The organism is Nodularia sp. LEGE 04288, from assembly GCF_963896525.1.
Classification (GTDB): Bacteria; Cyanobacteriota; Cyanobacteriia; order Cyanobacteriales; family Nostocaceae; genus Nodularia.
In genome coordinates, this window is sequence record NZ_CAWQOY010000106.1 from 31246 (window position 1) to 52961 (window position 21716).

Genomic DNA, 21716 nt, shown 5'->3' on the forward strand with positions numbered 1-21716 from the left:
CATTGGTTATTGGGAAATCACCATCTTTTCCCCCACTCCCCACTCCTCACTCCCTACTACCCAATTAATAACCGCGCCAAACCCCAACCAGAGAACCCTGCACCTGCACTTGTGTAGCGAGTACCTCAATGGGTTTATATTTAGAATTGGCAGGCTTGAGAGTGACGCGATCGCCTTGGCGATAAAAACGTTTTAAAGTAGTACCGTATCCATCAACTCTAGCAGCAACGATGGTGCCATTTTTTAATTGATCTGGTTCTAGCACTGGATGCAGAAATACCAAATCGCCATCAGCAATTAAATCTTCAATCATGCTATCCCCAGCTACCCGTAAACCGTAGCTTTCGGGAGGTAAAGAAATATTAGAAAAGTCTAAATGATCTATAGCATCAGTAAAAGGTTCAATTAAACCACCAGCCGCAATTGTGCCTAAAATGGGGATACCTTGTTTAACAGGATGCAAAATCCGAATCGTTCGCGCCTTCCCTTCATTCCAGTCTATATAACCTTTGGTGCGTAAATGCTCTAAACGACTTTGAATCGGTGCAGGTGATTTCAGCTTCATTGCTTCCATCATTTGCCGAATGGAAGGAGAATACTGGTGAATTTTGATATAATCTACCAACCAATCGTATAATTCTTGTTGAGCTTCTGTGAGACGTTCCATAAATTTATTGGGAATTAAATACAAATGTCTTTAGAACATTAGTACTACAAAAAATCCCAAATCACAAGATGAAAGTAAAAATATGAAAGGCAAAAGAAAGATAAATCTCTTTGCTTTTGCCCGATAAATTTTTATTCTGCGCCTAGAACACTAGCAAGTAAAGCTTTTTGGGCGTGTAATCGATTTTCGGCTTGTTCCCAAACTCGCGACTGAGAACCTTCTAAAACTGCTTCGGTAATTTCTTCACCACGATGGGCTGGTAAGCAGTGTAAAACAATTGCCTCTGGGTCAGCAAGACTTAATAAATGTTCCGAAATTTGGTAAGGTTGGAAAATTGGCAAGCGATTATCAGCTTCGGTTTCTTGCCCCATACTTGCCCAAACATCAGTGTAAAGCACAGCAGACCCCTTGGCGGCTAATTCTGGGTCATGAGTCAGCATAACTTCAGTTTGATCAGATGCGATGCTTCGTGCTTGTTCTACAATCCTCAAATCAGGTTCATATCCTTTAGGGGTGGCAATTCTCACATTCATTCCAGCCAAAGCGCAACCCAGCATGAGAGAATTAGCGACATTATTGCCATCGCCGACATAGGTCAAAGTTAAGCCAGATAAATTACCAAAACATTCTTGAATAGTCAATAAATCAGCTAATACCTGACAAGGATGTTCTAAATCGGTCAGCGCATTAATGACAGGAATCTTGGCATAACTAGCAAAAGTTTCCAAATCTTGCTGTGCAAAGGTGCGAATTGCCAAAACATCTAAATATCGATCTAATACCCGTGCGGTATCCTGCAAAGGTTCCCCGCGACTAACTTGAGTCACGTTAGGGTTAAGATCAATTACCTGTCCGCCCAAGTGGTACATTGCTACAGTAAAACTGACTCGTGTGCGAGTTGAAGCTTTAGAGAATAACAAACCCAACACCTTATTGCAATGCAACTTCAACTTCTGTGACTTGAGTTGGGTTGCTAGTTGCAGAAGTTCTTGAAGTTCCTGGGGACTGAAGTCCGCTAGGCTTAATAAATCTCGTCCTATCAACGCTACCATGCTTCCGATTTGTAAAGAACAATCATCGATTTCTGTTCCTTGACCTAGCTGGGTCAAAAAAAGTACAATTTTAAACCTGTACCCAATATTTTGGCATCCAGCCCAGTATTTGAGTTAGTTTTTGCTATGCATATTAATTTAGCAACTTTACCAGTAATTCAAATTACTAATTTTTTTAGGGTTGACTGCGCTTTGACCACACCCTCCACTAGAGGTTCCCCGGTCAGGAGAGCAATAAAAATTTTTTTTGCTCTTGACTATAGACAATCAAATTATATATGCTAAAATAGGAAGTCGGTTAACGCGTTGAAAGCAATAACCATGCTCGCCAGCATAGCACAGTGGTAGTGCATCCGACTTGTAATCGGAAGGTCGTCGGTTCAAATCCGACTGCTGGCTTTTGACAAATAATTTGGCAAACGACAACACGTCCAACTCCGGGAGGTGTGTTGAAACTTTATCTTATAGTATCTACATTAAAACATTCTCATTGCTACAGCAGTTTCAATGAGTAGTGGGTTTCCAAACATTAATCGGGAAGAGCTTAGTGAGTATCAAGTGGCTTTGCCTGCCTATGGTGAGCAAAAAAGTATTTCCGCTATTATTAACACTCACGATATCCGCAAAGAAGAAGCTTACCTCGAAGAACTCAAACTCCAGAAAAAAGGGCTAATGCACGAGTTATTAACTGGAAAAGTACGAATCAATCAGGTTAAAAATAATATAGCCATATCTACAACTGCATAATCTAATGCCCACCCCCATCTACCACATCACCCATATGAATAACTTAAACTCAATTCTAAAGTCAGGTGGATTGATGGCAAACAGTAGGCTAAAGCAAGAAACAATTAAATACCTTGATATTGCTCATGGTCACATCCAAGATAGACGATCAATGACTCGTGTTCCTTGTGGTGCTGGTGGAACTTTACATGATTACGTACCATTCTATTTTGCTCCACGCTCTCCCATGCTTTACGCCAATTATAGAAAGAGCGTAGATAAATATAGCGGTGGACAAACACCAATTCTTCATTTAGTTTCCAGTGCAGAAGCTGTTGACACTGGGGGACTATCTTTCGTAGGTGCAGATGGACACGCAGCTATGGCATATACAGGTTTTTTCGATCAGCTTGTGTATTTATATGCAGATAACGTGATTGATTGGGAGATTATGGAAGCTAAATACTGGGCTGATACCGAAGAAGACGGAGACAGAACACGTAGACGACAAGCGGAGTTTTTAGTACATCAGTTTTTTCCCTGGGGACTCATTCAAGAAATTGGAGTTATTAACTCCACAATTCAAACCCAAGTTAAAGAAATATTACAAAATTTTAACATTCAGACCCCTATTAGGGTTTACTCTGAATGGTACTATTAAAAGTTTTGAGATAGACTCACGAGTATACTACATATACAACCAGTTAAGGGAGATGATGGAATTTAAGCAAGGCAACCTACTAGAAGAAAATGCCGAAGCCCTAGTTAACACCGTTAATAATGTCGGTGTAATGGGTAAAGGTATTGCCTTGCAATTTAAGCAAGCCTATCCTGAAAACTTCCGCCAATACGAAAAAGCCTGTAGTGCTGGAGAAGTGCAACCAGGAAAGATGTTTACTATCTCAACAGGTAGCCTATTTAATCCCAGATATATCATTAATTTCCCCACTAAACGCCACTGGAAAAGCAAATCCAAAATAGAAGACATTAAAAATGGATTGGTGGCTTTAGTTGCAGAGGTACAAAAATTAGGTATTACTTCAATTGCTATTCCCCCGTTAGGATGTGGCAACGGTGGCTTAAATTGGCGAGAAGTTAAGCCTCTAATAGAATCAACTTTTGCCCAACTGCCAAATGTGCAAGTAATTATATTTGAGCCATCAGGCGCACCAGCAGCCGAAAAAATGCAGGTTGCCACCAAAAAGCCCAACATGACCCGTGGACGTGCCTTAATCATTCGCCTACTGGAAGTTTATGGTATCCCTGGCTATGAGTTAACTAAGCTAGAAATCCAAAAACTGGCCTATTTTCTTCAAGAAGCGGGGGAATTGCTCAAGTTACCCTATCAAAAGCATTTATATGGCCCCTACGCAGATAATCTTAACCAAGTTCTAAAACATATAGAAGGTCATTACATTCGTGGTTATGGCGATGGTACTGGGAGAGCCGGTATTTATGTATTACCAGAAGGTAGAGAAGCAGCAGACACTTTTTTAGCAACAGAACCGGAAGCAAAAGAGCGTTTAGAGCAAGTTAGCAAACTGATTTATGGCTTTGAAACGCCCTACGGCATGGAATTGTTAGCAACAGTTCACTGGGTGGCTACCAAACACCCCAACCCAGCGAAAAATAGTGAAGAAGCGATCTCTCTGGTACATGAATGGAGCGATCGAAAGCACAAGCTATTTAAACCAGAACATATCCGCAAAGCTTGGCAGCGTTTAGAAGAACAAAACTGGCTAACGATGAATTTAACTAATATGATGGAATCAAATATAACTCCTATTCAGCTTTGATGTTCAACGAGTACAGCCAGGTTGAACTCCCTCTAATCAAGCAACTCCAACTCTACAGATTAAATAGGGTGCAACAATTAACCCTGCTTCCCATCGTTGATAACGAGTTTGGTCGCCCAGACGAGCATCAATACTCTCTATTGCGGCAAAAGTGGGTGAAGAAGCAATGCGTGGCATTTCCTAGCGTGTGAATTATTTTCTCAGAGATTGAATGAAGCGATCGCTTGACTTTCCTAAAATCATTCAATTGGGGGAAGACTAATTAAGGTTGCTAAATCAACGGGTTAAAAAATCAACCTGATTTAAATATAGTTTTACTGAGATTTAAAGAGAATCGACACGGAAATATATACCGAAATTGAAATTGATCCAAGTTCTGAGAATGTAGGGCAAAGATTCGCAATTTTGACATCTGTCCCCAATGGAATCCGTTGGTTAGGGAAGCGGAGGGTGAAATCCAGAAAGGACAAAAATTAACCGTTTTTATTCAGCCTTCAGAGAGTGGAGGAATGAAGTTTAAACCTACTATCTTAGAAGCCGAGCCAAATAGGAACTATTGCATGGCTAATACAGATGGAAACCCAAAGCAGCCACTATTACCAGCGCTGAGGTCACGAAACTATCGTCTGTTTTTTGCCGGACAAGGCATTTCCTTGATTGGGTCATGGATGACACATATTGCCACGATTTGGCTAGTGTATTATTTGACAAATTCCCCATTGATGTTGGGACTTGTGGGATTCTCTAGTCAAATTCCTAGCTTTTTTCTAGCACCATTTGGGGGAGTTTTTGTAGATCGTTTTTCGCGGTATCGGACATTAATTGGCACACAAATATTTTCGATGATTCAGTCCTTAGCCTTAGCGGTGCTGGCGCTAACTGGGACGATTCAGGTATGGCATATCATCGGCTTAAGCTTGTTTCAAGGATTAATTAACTCAGTCGATTCACCCGCACGACAAGCATTTGCGCCCGAATTAGTGGAACGCAGAGAAGATTTAGCCAATGCGATCGCGATGAATTCCACTATGATTAATGGAGCGCAATTAATTGGCCCAGCCATTGGCGGTTTACTCATAGCTAGTGTTGGCGCTGCTTATTGTTTCTTAATTGATGGATTGAGCTATATTGCCGTCATCGCCGCATTATTGGCAATGAATATTAAACCCAGGCAAATTGCACTGACAATCGGTAATCCCTTCCAAAAAGTTGCAGAAGGATTTGTTTATGCTTTTAGCTTTCCAGCAATTCGCGCCATATTATTATTATCAGCTTTAGTCAGCTTCATGGGACTGCAATATACCATTCTGCTGACAATTTTTGCAGAAGATATCCTCAAAGGTAGTGCCGAAACATTGGGATTTTTAATGGTAGCTTCGGGAGTGGGCGCTTCAACAGGTGGTATTTATCTAGCTACACGCAGAACAATACTAGGAATTGGCAGATTAATTGCCTTCGCACCTGCAATTTTAGGAATTGCTTTAATTGCCTTTTCCTACTCTCGGTTTTTACCACTTTCTTTATTTATTATGCTGTTTGTGGGCTTGGGAACAATTCTGCAAGTTGCTGCTAGTAATACATTTCTCCAAACAATTGTCGAAGATGATAAACGTGGGCGATTGATGAGCTTATACACAATGTCATTTTTAGGAATATTACCTTTAGGAAATCTACTGGGCGGCTTCTTAGCAAATCGCATTGGCGCGCCCAATACATTAATTATTGATGGCATAGTTTGTCTTTTAGGGTCTATATTGTTTTACAGAAAACTCCCACTATTAACACAAGCTATCAGTACATTCTATGAGCAAAAAAGCATGGGATTAGTTAAAACCCTTTCCAGGAGGTAAATATTTTATCGGTGTACTTGCAAAAACTTTGGAAGTACAACTCCCTGAATAACGAATTTTTATGAAATATCAGGTTCATCTAAAGTTTTTAACTTCTGCAAAATTTGTTCAATCTGAAAAACTCTTTGATTTCTACTTTGTGATTTAAAGATATCTAAAGCTTTTTCTAACGCAGCTATGCCCTGATTTTTTTGATTTGTTTGTAAAAGTGCCACTGCTGAATTAGCTAGAGCATCACCATATTTAGGATTAATTTCTAAAGCTTTCTGATAAGCTGTAATAGCTTCTTCCCAACGACTTTGACTAGCATAAACCAGACCAATACCGTTGTAAGCTAGTGCATGGTTGGAATTAAGGCGAATGGCTTCTTGGTAAGCGTTAATAGCCTCTTCTGCCTTATCCTGTCGAAACAACAAATTTCCTAATTCAAAGTGTCCAAAGGCGTATTTGGGGAATTTCTTAATTAATTGGCGTAAGTTTGCTTCTGCACCTGAGAAATCGCCCTGACTGGATAAAGCATTAGCTTGTTGGATCAGCTGCGATCGCTCTTCTTCCTGTGACCCGCCAAATTGTGCTAGTTTTTCGACTGTATTGTTTACACCTTCGGGTGAGTTGAACTGATTAGTCAAATTATCCGTTGAATTTAAAGCGACTTTTCCAGGATGCGCTAACACTAATGGTGATATAGCAATTGTAGTGATGATACTCAGCGTTATGTAGCTCAGAGTGGGAACAAATGCTGATTTCATTTGGCTATTTACCTCAATGATGTTCTGATACCTATGATAAATTCAAAATGACTAGGCATGGGTTAGGGGAGAAGAATCACCACCGATGAACCTCACCCCCAACCCCTCTCCTTGCTTTCGCGTAGCGTCTCCCTTTGGGAGAAGGAGAAGGGAGATTTAGATGGAGGGTGAAAAAATCGATTTGCAGATTATTTAAGCACCTTCGCGCAATTTATCTAAAACACTACGATCTTCTAAAGTCGAAGTATCACCAGATATCTCTTGACCGGATGCGAGATTCCGCAACAAGCGCCGCATAATTTTACCCGATCGCGTTTTGGGCAAAGCATCCGTAAAGCGAATTTCTCCTGGACGGGCGATCGCACCAATTTCTTGGACAACGTGCTGCTTGAGTTCTTTACTCAGTTCCTCACTGGCCTGATATGTCCCCTCTAAAGTCACAAAAGCCACAACTTCCTCACCCTTGAGGTCATCTGGTTTACCCACTACCGCCGCTTCCGCCACGGCTGGATGGGAAACTAAAGCTGATTCAACTTCCATTGTTCCCAAACGGTGTCCTGAGACATTCAAGACATCATCGACACGACCCATTACCCAGAAATAGCCATCTTCATCTTGTCTCGCCCCATCACCAGCAAAGTAGATATAGTTACCATCTTTGGGGGGGATATGTTCCCAATAAGTGCGGCGAAAACGTTCTGGGTCATTGTAGACTGTCCGCATCATCCCCGGCCAAGGATAACGCACTGCTAAATAACCGCCTTCGTTGTTGGGTACGGTGTTACCTTCTAAATCAATGATATCTGCAATAATACCAGGAAAGGGCAGAGTGGCTGAACCTGGTTTGGTGGGAATGGCTCCGGGTAGTGGTGTAATCATAATACCGCCGGTTTCTGTTTGCCACCAAGTATCCACAATGGGACAGCGTTCACCACCAATGATTTTGTGATACCACATCCAAGCTTCTGGGTTAATTGGTTCGCCGACTGTTCCTAACAACCGCAAGGAAGATAAATTGCGGCTTTTGGGATGGTGTTCACCCATCTTGATAAATGCCCGAATTGCTGTAGGTGCTGTATAAAAGATATTTACACCATATTTCTCAATTACATCCCAGAAGCAGCCAGGATTAGAAGCACGGGGCGCACCTTCGTACATTAAAGTCGTTGCACCGTTGGAAAGCGGCCCGTAAACTATGTAGCTGTGTCCAGTAATCCAACCGACATCGGCAGTACACCAGTATACATCTGTATCTTGCAGGTCAAAGATCCATTTGGTGGTGATATGGCTATATAAGTTATAACCACCAGTGGTATGCACAACACCTTTTGGTTTGCCGGTGCTACCAGAAGTGTAGAGGACAAACAGCATATCTTCGCTGTCCATCGGTTCCGCCGGACAATCGGCTGATACATCTTTTTGTAAATCATGCCACCAATGGTCACGCCCTGGTTCCATGTGTGTTTCTTGACAGGTGCGTTTGACTACTAGCACATCTGTAATGGAGGGGACAGCATGATCTGCTAAGGCTTTATCTACTTCTACCTTGAGAGGAACGATCGCATCTTTACGCCAACCACCATCAGCAGTAATCACTATTTTAGCTTCTGCATCATTGAGGCGATCGCGCAAAGCTTCGGAACTAAAACCACCAAAGACGACGCTATGAGGTGCGCCAATTCTCGCACAGGCTAACATGGCGATCGCCGCTTCCGGAATCATCGGCATATATATACCGATGCGATCGCCTTTTTTCGCCCCCAATTGCTTCAGCACATTAGCAAACTGGCACACTTCCCGATGTAATTGGGCATAAGTTAGTGTCCGGGAATCTCCTGGTTCCCCTTCCCAAATCAACGCCGCCTTATTTTTGCGCCAAGTAGTCAAGTGTCGATCCAGACAATTATAAGAAATGTTAATTTTACCACCGACAAACCATTTAGCAAAAGGTGGTTGCCAATCTAGTACCGTGTCCCATTTTTGAAACCAATCTAATTCAGTTTCGGCTAATTTCGCCCAAAATTCCTGCGGATTAGCTTTAGCTTGAGCATAGAGTTTTTGATAGTCCGCCAAACTTTTGATTTGGGCATTTTGAGCAAATTCGCTTGTAGGAGGGAATGAGCGCTTCTCTTGTAGGATTGATTCTATCGTTGGCTGAGACATAGTGATCACCGTGAGCAGTATTGTGCCTGAAAACTATTGTTAGGGGATTTGTACCAAGCAGATTTCGATTTAGCTGGGCAGGAATTACTTAAATTACTCAGTTTACAAGATAGTATAGTCAGCCTGAAAGCCTACCCCAGGACTAGAGGCGCTTTTATATGGGATTTAGGCTTTGAATTTGGCAAATTTGTGGGTAATACTGACAATAAGTGGGAAAAAAGCTCCTCTACGCCCAACGTGTCTTGTACAGCTACCTAGCAGAAACCTGATTGACCGAAGAACACCTTTAACAAACAAAAAACGCGGAGGTCACAAGACTGTTATACTGAGTTTCAGCGCTGTTTAGCTGTACTAGTGTGACAATTAGCTCAAAATTATTTCATGCGACTCAAGTAACAGTTATATTTATGTAATTCTTTGAGAGTGGCGTTCACAATGAAAAGATTAATTTTCTTTGTTACCAGAGACATTTACCAGCTCAGTTAGTTATAAATTATTCAACAAAGCGTTAGTTATTGAAAGTAGGGCATCGTTTGCAAGCACAAGAGATTAAGGATCAGTTAAAATCCCTCATCGAGCAAGCCTCCTCGATAGACCCTAACTTGGCCAAAAAATTAGATGAAATTAATCGTTGGGTAAAAAATACTAGGCCTGGTTCTCTGACTGCGAAACCATTTGTCCTCGCCTTTCTCCTAGAAGTAATTACAGATTCTACCATTTGGCTGATGATTAAATCATCACCTTCGGCAGCAGAACAAAAAGCTAAGTTCGAGCAGATGACCCCAAATGAGAAATACTGGTATAGCTATCTTTTTCCCAGATGGATAAATGCAAATGACTCCAAATTTTACATTTGGAAACAAAAACTCATGGCAGGGGAGTTTAATCAGGAAGATGATGATATCATTAGAGCTATAGCCCAAGATATTGTGCAACGTGAAGGTAGTGTGTGGAAGCGTTATATTGCCGACTTGTCTATGGCAACAGATTTGATTGTTAGTAGTCGTCAGCACAAACCACTATGTATTCAAGTTACCAGCGTATCCGAAGAGTTTAATCATCAAAAGTATCATTTTTGGCAAAATACACTGCATTCCTGGGAAATTGAGAGAGGAATATTTTTAAGTTACAATCCCAAGGATGCCAATTTCATTAAGCAGTTAGTCAATATAGCACTGCACAACAGTGACTACCTTTCTGGTGGCAAGTACTTGAAATTTGACTGATGCTCTCAACAGTTCAATAATTCCAGTTTTGTGTTTGTCCCCTACATACTCATCAGATCATCACAGCTTTTATGGCTAACAGACAAGAAACTCAAAGCTACGAAACTTCTGTGGAAGAATTTGCTAAAACTTTAACAACAGCCCGCAGAATGCAGCATGACTGGCTAACTTACGGGGTAGATTTTGTTCATTTCTATGTTGAGGATGCAGATAGTAATTGGTTAGAGACTTGGGGAGACGACGAAATTTTAGGTAATAAATTATTAGATGCTATTAAAGAGTTTTTAGTTAGCAGTGATGATGTAGCTATCAGAATCAGGCAAAATTTAGGAGAGCGTTCTCTTTTTGATTTAGCCGTAAATTTAGAAGTATGTTGGAGAATTGGCGAAAAAAATGACAGATTATGTCTGGTGAGAAATCTGTTAGCTGGTGAGGACAAGAATGTTGATTTAAACAATGGGGAGTTATTAAATTTAGCAGAGAGTCTGTTGAGAAAATTGGCAGAGTTTTCTGAGTAAGAATTAGAACGGCGTAAATCATTAGAGGTTTGTAGCTCATGAAACCTCACCCCAACCCTCTCCTTACTAAGGAGCTACCGTGTACACACAAGTCTTGCCTGTCTGCGTTTGAGCCTGTTTAGCCCCCTAAATCCCCCAAGTTTGGGGGACTTTGAAAATTCTTGTTCCCCCAGAATTGGGGGTTAGGGGGCGATTCGATCACTTGTGTGTACACCGTAGTTACTAAGGAGAGGGAGCAGGAGTAGGAATCTTATTTGGGTGCTTCACTGAACTGTACTACTCTATATGAGTTCTACAATAAATTTATTAACTTACTATTTTAAGGACATTGGCAGCCATGATATGAATAGATAGCAATTTTAGAAGCTGTATCTCCATGTCTAAAGATTTGTTAAAGTCCTTTCAAGAAGCCTACCGCAACTTAGAATTGCTTCCTTTGTCTCAGGAAAAAGACTTAAGAGATTTCCGGGTTGATTATGGCGGGGATACTATTGATGAATTAGAACAGTTAGTGGAAGATAGCCCTAGCAGTGATGGCAAAATAATTTTTACGGGACATCGTGGCTGTGGTAAGTCAACTTTGCTGGCAGAATTTAGCCGCAACATTCACGATAGATATTTTGTGGTGTTTTTCTCTATTGCCGAAACTATCGAAATGTCTGATGTGAATCACATCAATATCCTGTTTGCTATTGGTCTTAATTTAATGCTGGAGGCAGAAGCACGTCAAGTCAATATTCCCCAATCTACAAAAGATGCGTTAGAAAAATGGTTTACTACTCGCACCCGCACTGAAGAAAATAGCATCCAAGCTGAAGCAAGTAACGAAAACAGTATATTAAAATTAATTAGCACTAAATTAAAAGTAGATTCGACAATTCGCTACGAAATAAAACAGGAATTTGAGCGCAAAATATCTGAATTAGTTGCCCAGCTAAATATTATTGCTGCATCGATTCAAGCAGCATATAAAAAAGATGTATTAGTAATTATCGATGATTTAGATAAACTTGACTTGAGTGTTGTTAATCATATTTATAAAGATAACATTAAAGCTCTGTGTTTACCAGGGTTTCGGATTATCTACACAATTCCGATTGCAGCACTGCGAGAAACTGCACTCAAGCCAATTATTGAAAATGAAACAAATGACCAAGTTGTGGTTATGCCTGTTTTAAAGTTATTTGCTAAAGGTGATAGTCGCCAGCCAGATGCCCAACCACGTCAAGAAACATTTGATATTCTCTGTGAAATTCTGCAAAAACGTATTCCCTCAGATTTGATTGAAGCGGAAATAGCCAAAAATATCGCTATAAATAGCGGTGGTGTACTGCGGGAATTAATTCGGATTGCTAACGAATGTTGCCGAATTTGTTTGCGGTTAATTCGTCGCCAACCAGACGAAACTGTTGTGATTAATGTAGATATTTTAGACCAAGCAATTAATAAAATTCGCAACGATTTTTCTTTGCCACTGGGCAGTGCAGAATATAAAATATTGCAAAATACTTATCAAAACTTTAAACCTGAAGATCCCAAAGAACAAGAATTTCTCGATTTATTACATGGTTTGTACGTTCTGGAATATCGCAATAGTAAAAACTGGTATGACGTACATCCCATAGTAGTGGAATTGTTGCGCGATGAGGGTTTGATATGATGACAAATCCAGCATCAAATAATTTAGATGAGCAAAATCAAGACGCTTACGATGATTTAATAGTTTCCATTGAAGCTGGTGTGGGAAGTTTGAATTTATTAATTGCAGTTTGCGATTATGAAAATTATCGTCAAGAAATTATTTTTCGTTATCAAGCAGAATTACAACCAGATATCCGTTGCTATCATGTCACCTTAGCGCGAAATGAACCCAGTTTGAAAGCTGCAATTCAGCAATTAGTTGAAAGCGAAGAATATTTACAGCAACATCAACCCGCAGTGATTACAGTTACGGGTGTAGAACAACTTTATTTTTTGAGGCTAGGCGAGTCACAATCTGAACAAGAAAAGTTTTTTGGTTATTTGCAATGGACAAGGGAAGCACTAAGAGAGTTTCCTTTTACAATTGTCCTGTGGGTAACGAATCAGGTTTTAGTTAACTTAATTAAAAAAGCCCCGGATTTTTGGAGTTGGCGAAATGGTGTATTTTATTTTATCTGCAAGCCTAAAAATATTGTTCATGTTCAAGACTTTGAACAAATTAGGAATATTTTAGAAAATGGTGAATTATCAAATTTAAATGATGGTAAATATTCGGGATTACCAATAGCTGATTTAGAAAGGTTAGTTGAGCAGTTAGAACAGCAAGATAATCACAAAAACCCAAAATTACTAATTAGTCTATATTCGCAGCTAGGAAGCATTTATCAAAGACGACTAGAGAAAGGTGAAGCACCAGATTATCAACAAGAAGAGAATCTAGCAATTAAATATTATTCGCAAGCAATTAATTTGCAAACCGAATTGGGTTTAGAAACTGACTTAGCCACCAGCCTCAACAACTTGGCATTACTCTACGAATCCCAAGGACGCTACGACCAAGCCGAACCCCTGTATCTCCAAGCTTTAGAACTCAGAAAACGCCTGCTGGGAGACAATCATCCCCTTGTCGCCTCCAGCCTCAACAACTTGGCATTACTCTACAATTCCCAAGGACGCTACGACCAAGCCGAACCCCTTTATCTCCAAGCTTTAGAACTCAGAAAACGCCTGCTGGGAGACAATCATCCCGATGTCGCCACCAGCCTCAACAACTTGGCATCACTCTACAAATCCCAAGGAAGGTACGACCAAGCCGAACCCCTGTTTCTCCAAGCTTTAGAACTCAATAAACGCCTGCTGGGAGACAATCATCCCGATGTCGCCACTAGCCTCATTGGCTTGGCATTACTCTACGATTCCAAAGGACGCTACGACCAAGCCGAAACCCTGTATCTCCAATCTTTAGAACTGAGTAAACGCCTGCTGGGAGACAATCATCCCTCAGTCGCCACTAGCCTCCTTGGCTTGGCATATCTCTACGATTCCCAAGGACGCTACGACCAAGCAGAACCCCTGTATCTCCAATCTTTAAAAATTTGTCAACAGGTGTTTGGGGATGACCATCAAAATACGGTGACTGTTCGTAAACATTTAGCAAAATTTCGGGCTAATTTGAGTGATAGTCCTCAATCTGAAAACTTTGATAGCAATCATATTTGATTTGAAAACACCGCGAGGCTCAGATCCCCGACTTCTTCAAGAAGTCGGGGATCTTTTTCTTTTTACTTTTTACACCGCAAAGGAAATATTAAAACTTTTGGTGTATTGAATAACACCCCAAAATCTCTAACCGTAACGCGATCGCCTGGATATCCTCCCCATGAGAATGCAGCACCAACACGTTAAGCTGGATAAGAGTAGCATTTTGTTGCACTTTTCAGATAAATTTTATTTTTCCTGCTTGAGAAACCCGGAATGCTAGACCACATTTTTGATTACCTTAACTTTCATTTCAGCGTTGAAGCCCCGATAGTGCTGCTAATCCTGGTTCTATTAGAGGCTGTGCTATCTGCTGATAATGCGATCGCCCTCGCTGCGATCGCCCAAGGATTAGAAGACAAGGAACTCGAACGCAAAGCCCTCAACTTTGGTTTAGTCGTTGCCTATGTGCTGCGAATTAGCCTGATTCTTACTGCCACTTGGATACAAAAATACTGGCAATTTGAATTATTAGGTGCTGCCTATTTGCTGTGGTTGGTATTTCAACACTTTACCTCAGAGGAAGCAGACGACCATCATCACGGCCCCCGTTTTAACTCTTTGTGGCAAGCCATCCCTGTAATTGCCTTTACAGATTTAGCTTTTTCCTTGGATAGTGTGACAACTGCGATCGCGGTTTCTCAAGAAAAGTGGCTAGTGCTGACTGGTGCAACAATTGGCATCATCACCCTGCGATTTATGACAGGATTGTTTATCCGTTGGTTAGACGAATTTAAAAACCTCGAAGATGCCGGCTATATCACCGTGGCGTTTGTCGGTTTGCGCCTGTTAATGAGAGTGATCAACGATAACTTAGTCCCACCAGAATGGGCAGTAATTTCGGCGATCGCACTAGTTCTCGTCTGGGGATTTTCTCAGCGTACTGTTATTGAAGAAGTACCCGAATTAGAACCCGAAAAGAGTGAAGTGTCGAAATAATGCAGATGCGGGAGAAAGATTTTGTTCATAGCCCGAAGTCTTCCCCCCTGCACCCTACACCCATTCGGCTACGCTCACGGCAAGCCTGCCCCCTTGCCTCTTCCCACTCCCTAAATTACTCTTGCAACCAAGGTGTTAAATGTGGTTGCCAACTGACTAATTCTTCCTCTTTAAACCACAAAGCTATTTCTCTCTGTGCAGTTTCCAAAGCATCAGACCCGTGGATCAGATTCCGACCAATATTAATGCCAAAATCGCCCCGAATTGTGCCAGGTTCTGCTGCTAAGGGGTTAGTAGCGCCAATAATTTTTCTCGCAGAAGCCACAACGCCGTCACCTTCCCAAACCATCGCGACAACAGGGCCAGAGGTGATAAATTCGACCAAACTGGCAAAAAATGGTCTTTCCTTGTGAACATCATAATGCTGTTCCGCCAATTCGCGGCTGACTTTCATGAATTTCAGACCAACGAGGGTAAAACCTTTAGTTTCATAGCGACGGATGATTTCCGCTACCAGTCCACGCTGTACACCATCAGGCTTAATTGCTAAAAATGTGCGTTCCAAAGCTATCTCCCAAAACTTAATACGTTTTTTATCTAGTCATAGTTATTGTCATTGCCTTGCGTCTTTTGTTCATGTAATCAAGATTTCACACTCAGGACTAATGACCAAGGACTCAGGAGTAATGACTAATGACCAATCAGAGTCTATCTCAGAAATTATCTCTAAGTGCATATCCGTTGCAACTTGAATGCGTTAAATTGTTAATTCGTGGGTCAAAAACAGAGGTCACGAAAAATGGGTGCTGAATCAACTGCTACATCTGAAGAGGTAGTCATGCCTTCCAATGGACATAAATCGGAAGTGAAAAGTCACAAGCAAAAAAAGCTACTACCACCTAGTATTACTACTACAGCAGCTTTGCCTGGGTCTTGGAAAATTGAGGACAGCGAATCCTTATACCGAATAGAAGGTTGGGGAGAGCCGTATTTTTCCATTAATGCTGCCGGTCATATTACAGTTTCTCCCAAAGGCGATCGCGGTGGTTCTCTAGACTTGTTTGAATTAGTCAACGCCTTGAAGCAGCGTAACTTAGGGCTGCCGATGTTAATTCGCTTCTCCGATATTTTGGAAGACCGGATTGAGCGGTTGAATGCTTGTTTTAATAAAGCGATCGCCCGCTATAACTACCCAGGTGTGTATCGTGGCGTGTTTCCTGTCAAATGCAACCAAGAACGCCATTTAATTGAAGATTTAGTCAAATTTGGCAAACCTCATCAATTTGGCTTGGAAGCCGGTTCTAAACCGGAATTAATGATTGCTTTAGCCTTGTTGGATACACCAGGCGCATTGCTGATTTGCAACGGCTACAAAGACCGGGAATACATCGAAACGGCAATGTTAGCCCAAAGACTAGGACAAACCTCAATTATCGTTATAGAACAGGTTGAGGAAGTCGATTTGGTGATTGCGGCACACCGTCAGTTAGGGATTAAGCCGATTGTCGGAGTTCGCGCCAAATTAAGTACCCAAGGTATGGGACGCTGGGGAACATCCACAGGCGATCGCGCTAAGTTTGGTCTGACAATTCCCGAAATTATGGGAGCTGTTGACAAACTACGGGAAGCTAATTTGCTGGATTGTTTGCAGTTAATGCACTTTCACATTGGCTCCCAAATCTCTGCCATCAATGTGATTAAAGATGCCATCCAAGAAGCCAGCCGGATCTACGTAGAGTTAGCCATGTTGGGGGCAGACATGAAGTACCTCGATGTGGGCGGTGGCTTGGGTGTAGATTACGACGGTTCCCAAACCAACTTCTACGCCTCCAAAAACTACAATATGCAGAACTATGCTAACGACATCGTGGCAGAGTTAAAAGATACCTGTGCAGAGCGGCAGATTCCCGTACCAACGCTGATTAGCGAAAGTGGCAGAGCGATCGCCTCCCATCAGTCGGTACTAATTTTTGATGTTCTCAGCACTAGCGATGTGCCACTAGATTTACCAGAACCCCCAGAAGAAGAAGAATCCCCTGTAATCAAATACTTGTGGGAAACTTACCAATCCATCAACCAAGAGAATTATCAGGAGTTCTACCACGACGCAGCCCAATTTAAAGAAGAAGCCATCAGCCGATTCAACTTAGGAATCCTGCGCCTCCAAGAACGAGCTAAAGCCGAGCGACTCTACTGGGCTTGCTGTCAAAAAATCCTGAACATCACTAGACAGCAGGAATACGTACCTGATGAATTGGAAGACCTAGAAAAAATTATGGCTTCCATTTACTACATCAATCTTTCGGTGTTTCAATCAGCACCAGATTGTTGGGCAATAGACCAACTATTCCCCATCATGCCAATACACCGCCTAGATGAAGAACCCATACGACGAGGAATTTTGGCAGACCTCACCTGTGATAGTGATGGCAAAATTGACCGCTTTATTGACCTACGCGATGTCAAATCGGTTTTAGAACTGCACACCTTTAAGCCAGAAGAACCCTACTATCTGGGGATGTTCCTGAATGGAGCCTATCAAGAAATCATGGGCAATTTGCACAACTTATTTGGTAACACCAACGCAGTTCATATCCAGTTAACACCCAAAGGCTACCAAATTCAACACATCGTCAAAGGTGACACCATGAGCGAAGTTGTCAGCTATGTGCAGTATGACTCTGAAGACATGGTAGAAAGTATCCGTCAGCGTTGTGAGAAAGCCTTAGAAGAAAAACACATCACCCTAGCTGAATCTCAGCGATTGCTACAAACCTACGAGCAGAGTCTAGGAAGATATACGTATCTGAATAGCTAGGGGAAGAAGCAGGGGAGCAGGGTGCAGGGTGCAGGGGGGAAGAAAATTCTCCATCTAAATACCCAATACCCAGTCCCCATTCCCTAGTACAGCACGGCGTAAATAGACAGATCATTCAAAATCAATAAAAAGCCTATAAAATAAGTTTTTTGACTTTTGACTTCCGCCCTGCGGTACTACTCCCTACTCCCTAAGTTACATTCGTTCCCAACAAGTCCTCAATCGCTTGCCGCTCAAAAGGTGTTTCCGATGGCGGAGTCTGACGCGCATCAGTAATCAGCCAATCTAAAGCAGCAGCTTGAACATCTATGGCATCACCTGTTTTATCCACGCAATAACGTCCAAAGACTAACTTATCAACCAGTCTGACTCCTGGGCCTAATCGCGACCATTCAAAAATTACACTGTTTTCTACTGTTGCACCATTGCATATCCAGCAATTCGGGCCAATCATTGCCGGGCCAACAATCTTAGCCCCGTCTTCAATCCTGGTCATACCACCAATGTACACTGGGCCTGTGATATCCACTTTGTCCCAATTCACTGCCACATTTAAGCCAGTGTAGATACCAGGAGCGACTTCATTACCGGGAATTTGGACATTTTTAATTTCGCCTCGTAGTACACCATTAATTGCCCGCCAGTAGTCTGGTACTTTACCAATATCGACCCATTCAAAGTCCATCGCAATGGCGTAGAAGGGCGCACCAACTTCCACCAATTTGGGAAATAACTGGCCACCAATGTCATATTCCACCCCGGAAGGGATGTACTCAAACACCTCTGGCTCAAAAATATAAATACCAGTGTTGATGTTGGTGCTAATAGCTTCCTCTTGCGAGGGTTTTTCTTGGAAATCTATGACGCGACTATCTTCGTCGGTGACTACTACACCATAACTGGAAACCTCTTCCAGTGGAACAGATTTCGTAATGATGGTGGCAATTGACCCTTTAGATTTATGCCACTTCACAGCCGCAGACAAATCTAGGTCAATGAGAGCATCACCACACAACACCACAAAGGTATCATCAAAGAATGGTGAGAAGTCTTGGATACGCCGCATTCCACCAGCTGAACCAATGGCTTCTCCTACCAGTTTGCCGTCATCATCAATTTTACCTTCAAAAGAATAAGCAATTTCTACGCCAAACCGTTGACCGTCACGAAAATAGTTTTCAATTTCCTCCGCCAAATGGCTAACATTGACCATAATCTGGTTAAATCCATGTTGGCGCAAAAGTTCCAGGAGAAATTCCATCACTGGCTTTTGCAGGATAGGAATCATCGGTTTGGGAATTGTATAGGTAATGGGACGCACACGAGTACCCTTACCCGCCGCGAGAATCATGGCTTTCATAAAATTTTATTCCTCAAACACAAGCCAGTTTACCGAAAAATTGGGTTTAAAGCCCCGTTGTTCTACGACGGCTTTTAATTCATTAGTGTACCAATATGCTGCTATACTCATAATAGTGGAAAGGTAATCAACCACTTAAAAAACCTAGCTGTCGAAAGACAAAGCACTGAACCTTCTCCCAAAGGGAGAGGCTTCGCCAAGATAATTAAATCTACGCGGTTCTATTGCATTTTTCTAGTTTCCTCCTAGCAGTAGGTAAAAGATTTATAGGGGCTAGACTTGTGTTGAGCGAAGTCGAAACACGACTCAGAATTTTGAAACAAATGTTTCAAACTAAACAGGACTTGCACTAATGCAAATAGGGTAGGGCATACCCGAATTAACGCTAAAGCCCTATGCCTAGCGGCAGGCTTACGCCAACGGGCATGGCTGCGCGTCGGGGGAGAATCCCACCTCTGGTCTAGATGACGCAAGGACTCTAGGTTAAGTGGTTTCGTTGAACCAAGAATCCCCGTGGATTTATCGCGGGGAGTGTCAATTAGCTATATCTGTCAGTAACCGAATTTTAATTTCCTGGTAAAACTCGTCTTGTAATAACTCGACTTTGGATTGAGATGAGAGCAGTAGTAGCGCCCAGAAAACACTAACTGTGTGGCTATTTTCTGACTCATGGGGAGAATTCTTGGGGTGTGGTTGCTTTGTTTGAGTCCACAAATCCACGAGTTGTTCTAGATTTAAACAATTTTGTTCTCTAAATAGCTCTCTTGCGGAACAATGCAACACTTGCTCTAGTTCCCCAGCTACTTCTGTCAGATTTTCCTGGTGAGCTAACTCTAACGCCTGTCGCATATTTTGGGCGCTGGGTTGACGCTTGGGGCGAACAGATTTGCTGGATTTTTGCACAAGTTTGAGCTGGTTGGCCATAATCTGCAATTGCTTAACTAACTCTTGCAGAGTCACACGGCGCTTTGGTGGTGGCATTGCTGAGGGACGGCGGCGCAGGTGTCGCTCTAATTGCAGACGATGAGCATGATGTAATAAGCCATCTTCACTGGCTGAGAGAGCATCATCTGCTAAATTTTGATCTGCCTCGTCTACTGTAGATAGTTGCATCAAAGTGTTAGCTTTGAATAATACCAGCATTGATGCTGACAAAAATGCTTGTCCCGATTGCGATAAGTCGGACTCATAGCCTTTAGCTGTGGCCTCCGGTGCCATTAGTTCTAGGTAACGGTCAATAACCTCAATTACCTGCACATCCCAAGGATCAATGTCGCCTTGTTCTGCTTGATCAATCAGATGTGTGATTGTTGCTAATAACTCGGAAGCATCCATAAAACTTGCTAAAAAACTTGAATGAAGATTTTCTGGATATATACAAAATCAGTGAGTGGGAGCGATCGCTAAATCACCCCTGTGATCAGTAAACCACAAACTTGGAGAAATGAATGTCATAGTCAGGATTCTAGCTCTGGGAAACAAGATGCAAGGGAGCAGGGGGAAAGAGGATTTGGCGATTTTTGCACAGATGCGGGAATTTTAACTACTTAGGCGGAAATGATGGTCTGCTGACTCACATTTAACGGCAATGTCCACTGGAATTGGCTGATCAGAAACTTTTTGGTTTACTGATATTTTTTCACTGTATTAAATGTCTTAACTCTCCTTGTATCTTTTAGCCAAATTATCAGACAATACAAACATCTGTTTTAAAGAAGTCCGCAATTAATTACTAGACTAAGATGAATTATGTTGATTTGCGTTCCCGGCGGCTACGGTTTGTATGGTTAGCCGGATTTTTATTTTTTTGCTTGACATTCCTCATTTTTCCTACACCTGTGCAAGCAGACACCAGTCATGTAATTAATCCCCAATTAGAAACTGAAGTTTTGCAAATTATTCGCAATCATCCAGAAGTAATTAAAGAAGCTTTAAAGGCTGAAGAACAGCGACAAGAACAGCAGCAGCAACAAGCTCAACAGGACTTCAAGCAGGAAATTAAGAAAAATCCTCTCAGTTTTATCGGTGAATCTCCTGTCATGGGAGCAAAAGAAAAAAAGATTGTGTTGATAGAGTTTTCAGATTTTCAATGTCCTTACTGTGGTAGGGTTCAGCAGACATTAAATCAGTTTATGCTTGATCATCAAGATGAAGTGGCACTCGTTTATAAACATTATCCTTTAAGTGGGATTCATCCTCAAGCTATTCCTGCGGCTAAAGCTGCATTGGCAGCCGGAAAACAAGGAAAGTTTTGGCAATATCACGATGCTTTATTTAATAACCAAGACAAATTGAGTGAAGAATTATATGTTGCGATCGCTAAATATCTTAACCTAGATTTGACAAAATTCAATCAACAACGAAATGAAGCGGAAGTCAGTGAGTTGATTGAGAAAGATCAACTGCTAGCAGAGAAATTGGGAATTAGCGGTACTCCATTCTTTTTCATTAATGGGGAAACTTTTTCTGGTGCTGTACCGTTAGCAAAAATAGAAAGTCTGCTGGCTCGTGTTAAAGCCAATGTTCAGGTAGACTAAAGCCGCGACTTCAGTCTACGGCTCTTATTTCAAATTTCAGACGCATCGCGGATTTTAGATAAAAATCTAAAATCC

General features: G+C 41.8%; 19 protein-coding genes and 1 tRNA gene. 12 read left to right on the forward strand and 8 right to left on the reverse strand.

Annotated elements, in window-relative coordinates; genetic code table 11:
• Positions 1-64: 64 nt before the first annotated feature.
• Together lexA and argF are read right to left on the reverse strand one after the other, a co-directional pair.
• Positions 65-667 (reverse strand): transcriptional repressor LexA, encoded by a 603-nt coding sequence (gene lexA / locus AACX33_RS11710; RefSeq protein ID WP_194000234.1) that lies wholly within the window; start codon positions 665-667, stop codon positions 65-67.
• A gap of 131 nt (positions 668-798) precedes the next feature.
• Positions 799-1719: an ornithine carbamoyltransferase gene (gene argF, locus AACX33_RS11715; RefSeq protein ID WP_194000410.1), complete on the reverse strand. Its 921-nt coding sequence runs from the start codon at positions 1717-1719 to the stop codon at positions 799-801.
• A gap of 327 nt (positions 1720-2046) precedes the next feature.
• Here argF and AACX33_RS11720 point away from each other — a divergent pair.
• The 4 genes from AACX33_RS11720 (at position 2047) to darG (ending at position 4241) form a co-directional block, all read left to right on the forward strand.
• Positions 2047-2118: transfer RNA gene (locus tag AACX33_RS11720), tRNA-Thr, on the forward strand.
• Between the two features lie 108 nt (positions 2119-2226).
• The gene (locus tag AACX33_RS11725; protein ID WP_194000236.1) at positions 2227-2466 is read left to right on the forward strand and encodes a restriction endonuclease subunit S; all 240 of its coding nucleotides are present in this window, start codon (positions 2227-2229) and stop codon (positions 2464-2466) included.
• Between the two features lie 4 nt (positions 2467-2470).
• Entirely contained in the window at positions 2471-3106 is a 636-nt protein-coding gene (gene darT / locus AACX33_RS11730) for a type II toxin-antitoxin system toxin DNA ADP-ribosyl transferase DarT (protein ID WP_194000239.1), read from the forward strand.
• 52 nt (positions 3107-3158) lie between these two features.
• Positions 3159-4241, forward strand: coding sequence for a type II toxin-antitoxin system antitoxin DNA ADP-ribosyl glycohydrolase DarG (darG, locus tag AACX33_RS11735; protein ID WP_194000241.1), 1083 nt, complete (start codon positions 3159-3161; stop codon positions 4239-4241).
• A 36-nt stretch (positions 4242-4277) separates the two neighbouring features.
• Here the strand turns inward: darG and AACX33_RS11740 are convergent, their stop codons facing one another.
• A complete protein-coding gene (locus AACX33_RS11740) occupies positions 4278-4418 on the reverse strand; it encodes a hypothetical protein (RefSeq protein ID WP_194000243.1) in 141 nt (46 codons plus the stop codon).
• 383 nt (positions 4419-4801) lie between these two features.
• On the opposite strand from AACX33_RS11740, the gene AACX33_RS11745 reads away from it, so the two are divergent.
• Complete coding sequence (locus tag AACX33_RS11745; protein WP_194000412.1) at positions 4802-6091, forward strand: MFS transporter; 1290 nt, start codon at positions 4802-4804, stop codon at positions 6089-6091.
• Between the two features lie 59 nt (positions 6092-6150).
• On the opposite strand, the gene AACX33_RS11750 is transcribed toward AACX33_RS11745, so the two are convergent.
• Positions 6151-6840 carry a tetratricopeptide repeat protein gene (locus AACX33_RS11750; protein WP_194000245.1) on the reverse strand — a complete coding sequence of 230 codons (690 nt, stop codon included), beginning with the start codon at positions 6838-6840 and terminating at the stop codon, positions 6151-6153.
• 192 nt (positions 6841-7032) lie between these two features.
• On the reverse strand, positions 7033-9003 hold the full coding sequence (acs, locus tag AACX33_RS11755; RefSeq protein ID WP_194000247.1) for an acetate--CoA ligase: 1971 nt from the start codon (positions 9001-9003) through the stop codon (positions 7033-7035).
• A 533-nt stretch (positions 9004-9536) separates the two neighbouring features.
• Between acs and AACX33_RS11760 the strand changes: the two genes are divergently transcribed.
• The 5 genes from AACX33_RS11760 to AACX33_RS11780 all read left to right on the forward strand — a co-directional run bounded on the left by AACX33_RS11760 (position 9537) and on the right by AACX33_RS11780 (position 14926).
• The gene (locus AACX33_RS11760; RefSeq protein ID WP_194000414.1) at positions 9537-10229 is read left to right on the forward strand and encodes a hypothetical protein; all 693 of its coding nucleotides are present in this window, start codon (positions 9537-9539) and stop codon (positions 10227-10229) included.
• Between the two features lie 71 nt (positions 10230-10300).
• Positions 10301-10747: a hypothetical protein gene (locus AACX33_RS11765; RefSeq protein WP_194000249.1), complete on the forward strand. Its 447-nt coding sequence runs from the start codon at positions 10301-10303 to the stop codon at positions 10745-10747.
• A gap of 376 nt (positions 10748-11123) precedes the next feature.
• The gene (locus tag AACX33_RS11770) at positions 11124-12407 is read left to right on the forward strand and encodes an ATP-binding protein (protein ID WP_194000251.1); all 1284 of its coding nucleotides are present in this window, start codon (positions 11124-11126) and stop codon (positions 12405-12407) included.
• The gene (locus AACX33_RS11775; RefSeq protein WP_445253324.1) at positions 12404-13948 is read left to right on the forward strand and encodes a tetratricopeptide repeat protein; all 1545 of its coding nucleotides are present in this window, start codon (positions 12404-12406) and stop codon (positions 13946-13948) included. The genes AACX33_RS11770 and AACX33_RS11775 overlap by 4 nt, the downstream gene beginning before the upstream one ends.
• Before the next feature lie 255 nt (positions 13949-14203).
• Positions 14204-14926: a TerC family protein gene (locus AACX33_RS11780; protein WP_194000253.1), complete on the forward strand. Its 723-nt coding sequence runs from the start codon at positions 14204-14206 to the stop codon at positions 14924-14926.
• 115 nt (positions 14927-15041) lie between these two features.
• On the opposite strand, the gene ndk is transcribed toward AACX33_RS11780, so the two are convergent.
• Positions 15042-15491: a nucleoside-diphosphate kinase gene (gene ndk, locus AACX33_RS11785; RefSeq protein ID WP_194000255.1), complete on the reverse strand. Its 450-nt coding sequence runs from the start codon at positions 15489-15491 to the stop codon at positions 15042-15044.
• A 234-nt stretch (positions 15492-15725) separates the two neighbouring features.
• On the opposite strand from ndk, the gene speA reads away from it, so the two are divergent.
• Entirely contained in the window at positions 15726-17744 is a 2019-nt protein-coding gene (gene speA, locus AACX33_RS11790) for a biosynthetic arginine decarboxylase (RefSeq protein WP_194000257.1), read from the forward strand.
• A 190-nt stretch (positions 17745-17934) separates the two neighbouring features.
• Here the strand turns inward: speA and AACX33_RS11795 are convergent, their stop codons facing one another.
• Together AACX33_RS11795 and AACX33_RS11800 are read right to left on the reverse strand one after the other, a co-directional pair.
• Positions 17935-19104 (reverse strand): sugar phosphate nucleotidyltransferase, encoded by a 1170-nt coding sequence (locus AACX33_RS11795; RefSeq protein ID WP_194000259.1) that lies wholly within the window; start codon positions 19102-19104, stop codon positions 17935-17937.
• A 534-nt stretch (positions 19105-19638) separates the two neighbouring features.
• The gene (locus tag AACX33_RS11800; protein WP_194000261.1) at positions 19639-20439 is read right to left on the reverse strand and encodes a segregation/condensation protein A; all 801 of its coding nucleotides are present in this window, start codon (positions 20437-20439) and stop codon (positions 19639-19641) included.
• A 407-nt stretch (positions 20440-20846) separates the two neighbouring features.
• Between AACX33_RS11800 and AACX33_RS11805 the strand changes: the two genes are divergently transcribed.
• The gene (locus tag AACX33_RS11805; protein ID WP_194000263.1) at positions 20847-21641 is read left to right on the forward strand and encodes a DsbA family protein; all 795 of its coding nucleotides are present in this window, start codon (positions 20847-20849) and stop codon (positions 21639-21641) included.
• Positions 21642-21716: the final 75 nt, after the last annotated feature.

Coding starts and splice junctions, on each gene's coding strand:
- AACX33_RS11800 (WP_194000261.1), bottom strand. CDS start 20,439: ATGGATGCTTCCGAGTTATTAGCAACAATCACACATCTGATTGATCAA.
- darG (WP_194000241.1), top strand. CDS start 3,159: ATGATGGAATTTAAGCAAGGCAACCTACTAGAAGAAAATGCCGAAGCC.
- AACX33_RS11795 (WP_194000259.1), bottom strand. CDS start 19,104: ATGAAAGCCATGATTCTCGCGGCGGGTAAGGGTACTCGTGTGCGTCCC.
- AACX33_RS11780 (WP_194000253.1), top strand. CDS start 14,204: ATGCTAGACCACATTTTTGATTACCTTAACTTTCATTTCAGCGTTGAA.
- AACX33_RS11765 (WP_194000249.1), top strand. CDS start 10,301: ATGGCTAACAGACAAGAAACTCAAAGCTACGAAACTTCTGTGGAAGAA.
- AACX33_RS11805 (WP_194000263.1), top strand. CDS start 20,847: ATGAATTATGTTGATTTGCGTTCCCGGCGGCTACGGTTTGTATGGTTA.
- darT (WP_194000239.1), top strand. CDS start 2,471: ATGCCCACCCCCATCTACCACATCACCCATATGAATAACTTAAACTCA.
- AACX33_RS11745 (WP_194000412.1), top strand. CDS start 4,802: ATGGCTAATACAGATGGAAACCCAAAGCAGCCACTATTACCAGCGCTG.
- AACX33_RS11770 (WP_194000251.1), top strand. CDS start 11,124: ATGTCTAAAGATTTGTTAAAGTCCTTTCAAGAAGCCTACCGCAACTTA.
- argF (WP_194000410.1), bottom strand. CDS start 1,719: ATGGTAGCGTTGATAGGACGAGATTTATTAAGCCTAGCGGACTTCAGT.
- acs (WP_194000247.1), bottom strand. CDS start 9,003: ATGTCTCAGCCAACGATAGAATCAATCCTACAAGAGAAGCGCTCATTC.
- AACX33_RS11750 (WP_194000245.1), bottom strand. CDS start 6,840: ATGAAATCAGCATTTGTTCCCACTCTGAGCTACATAACGCTGAGTATC.
- AACX33_RS11775 (WP_445253324.1), top strand. CDS start 12,404: ATGATGACAAATCCAGCATCAAATAATTTAGATGAGCAAAATCAAGAC.
- AACX33_RS11740 (WP_194000243.1), bottom strand. CDS start 4,418: ATGCCACGCATTGCTTCTTCACCCACTTTTGCCGCAATAGAGAGTATT.
- AACX33_RS11725 (WP_194000236.1), top strand. CDS start 2,227: ATGAGTAGTGGGTTTCCAAACATTAATCGGGAAGAGCTTAGTGAGTAT.
- speA (WP_194000257.1), top strand. CDS start 15,726: ATGGGTGCTGAATCAACTGCTACATCTGAAGAGGTAGTCATGCCTTCC.
- lexA (WP_194000234.1), bottom strand. CDS start 667: ATGGAACGTCTCACAGAAGCTCAACAAGAATTATACGATTGGTTGGTA.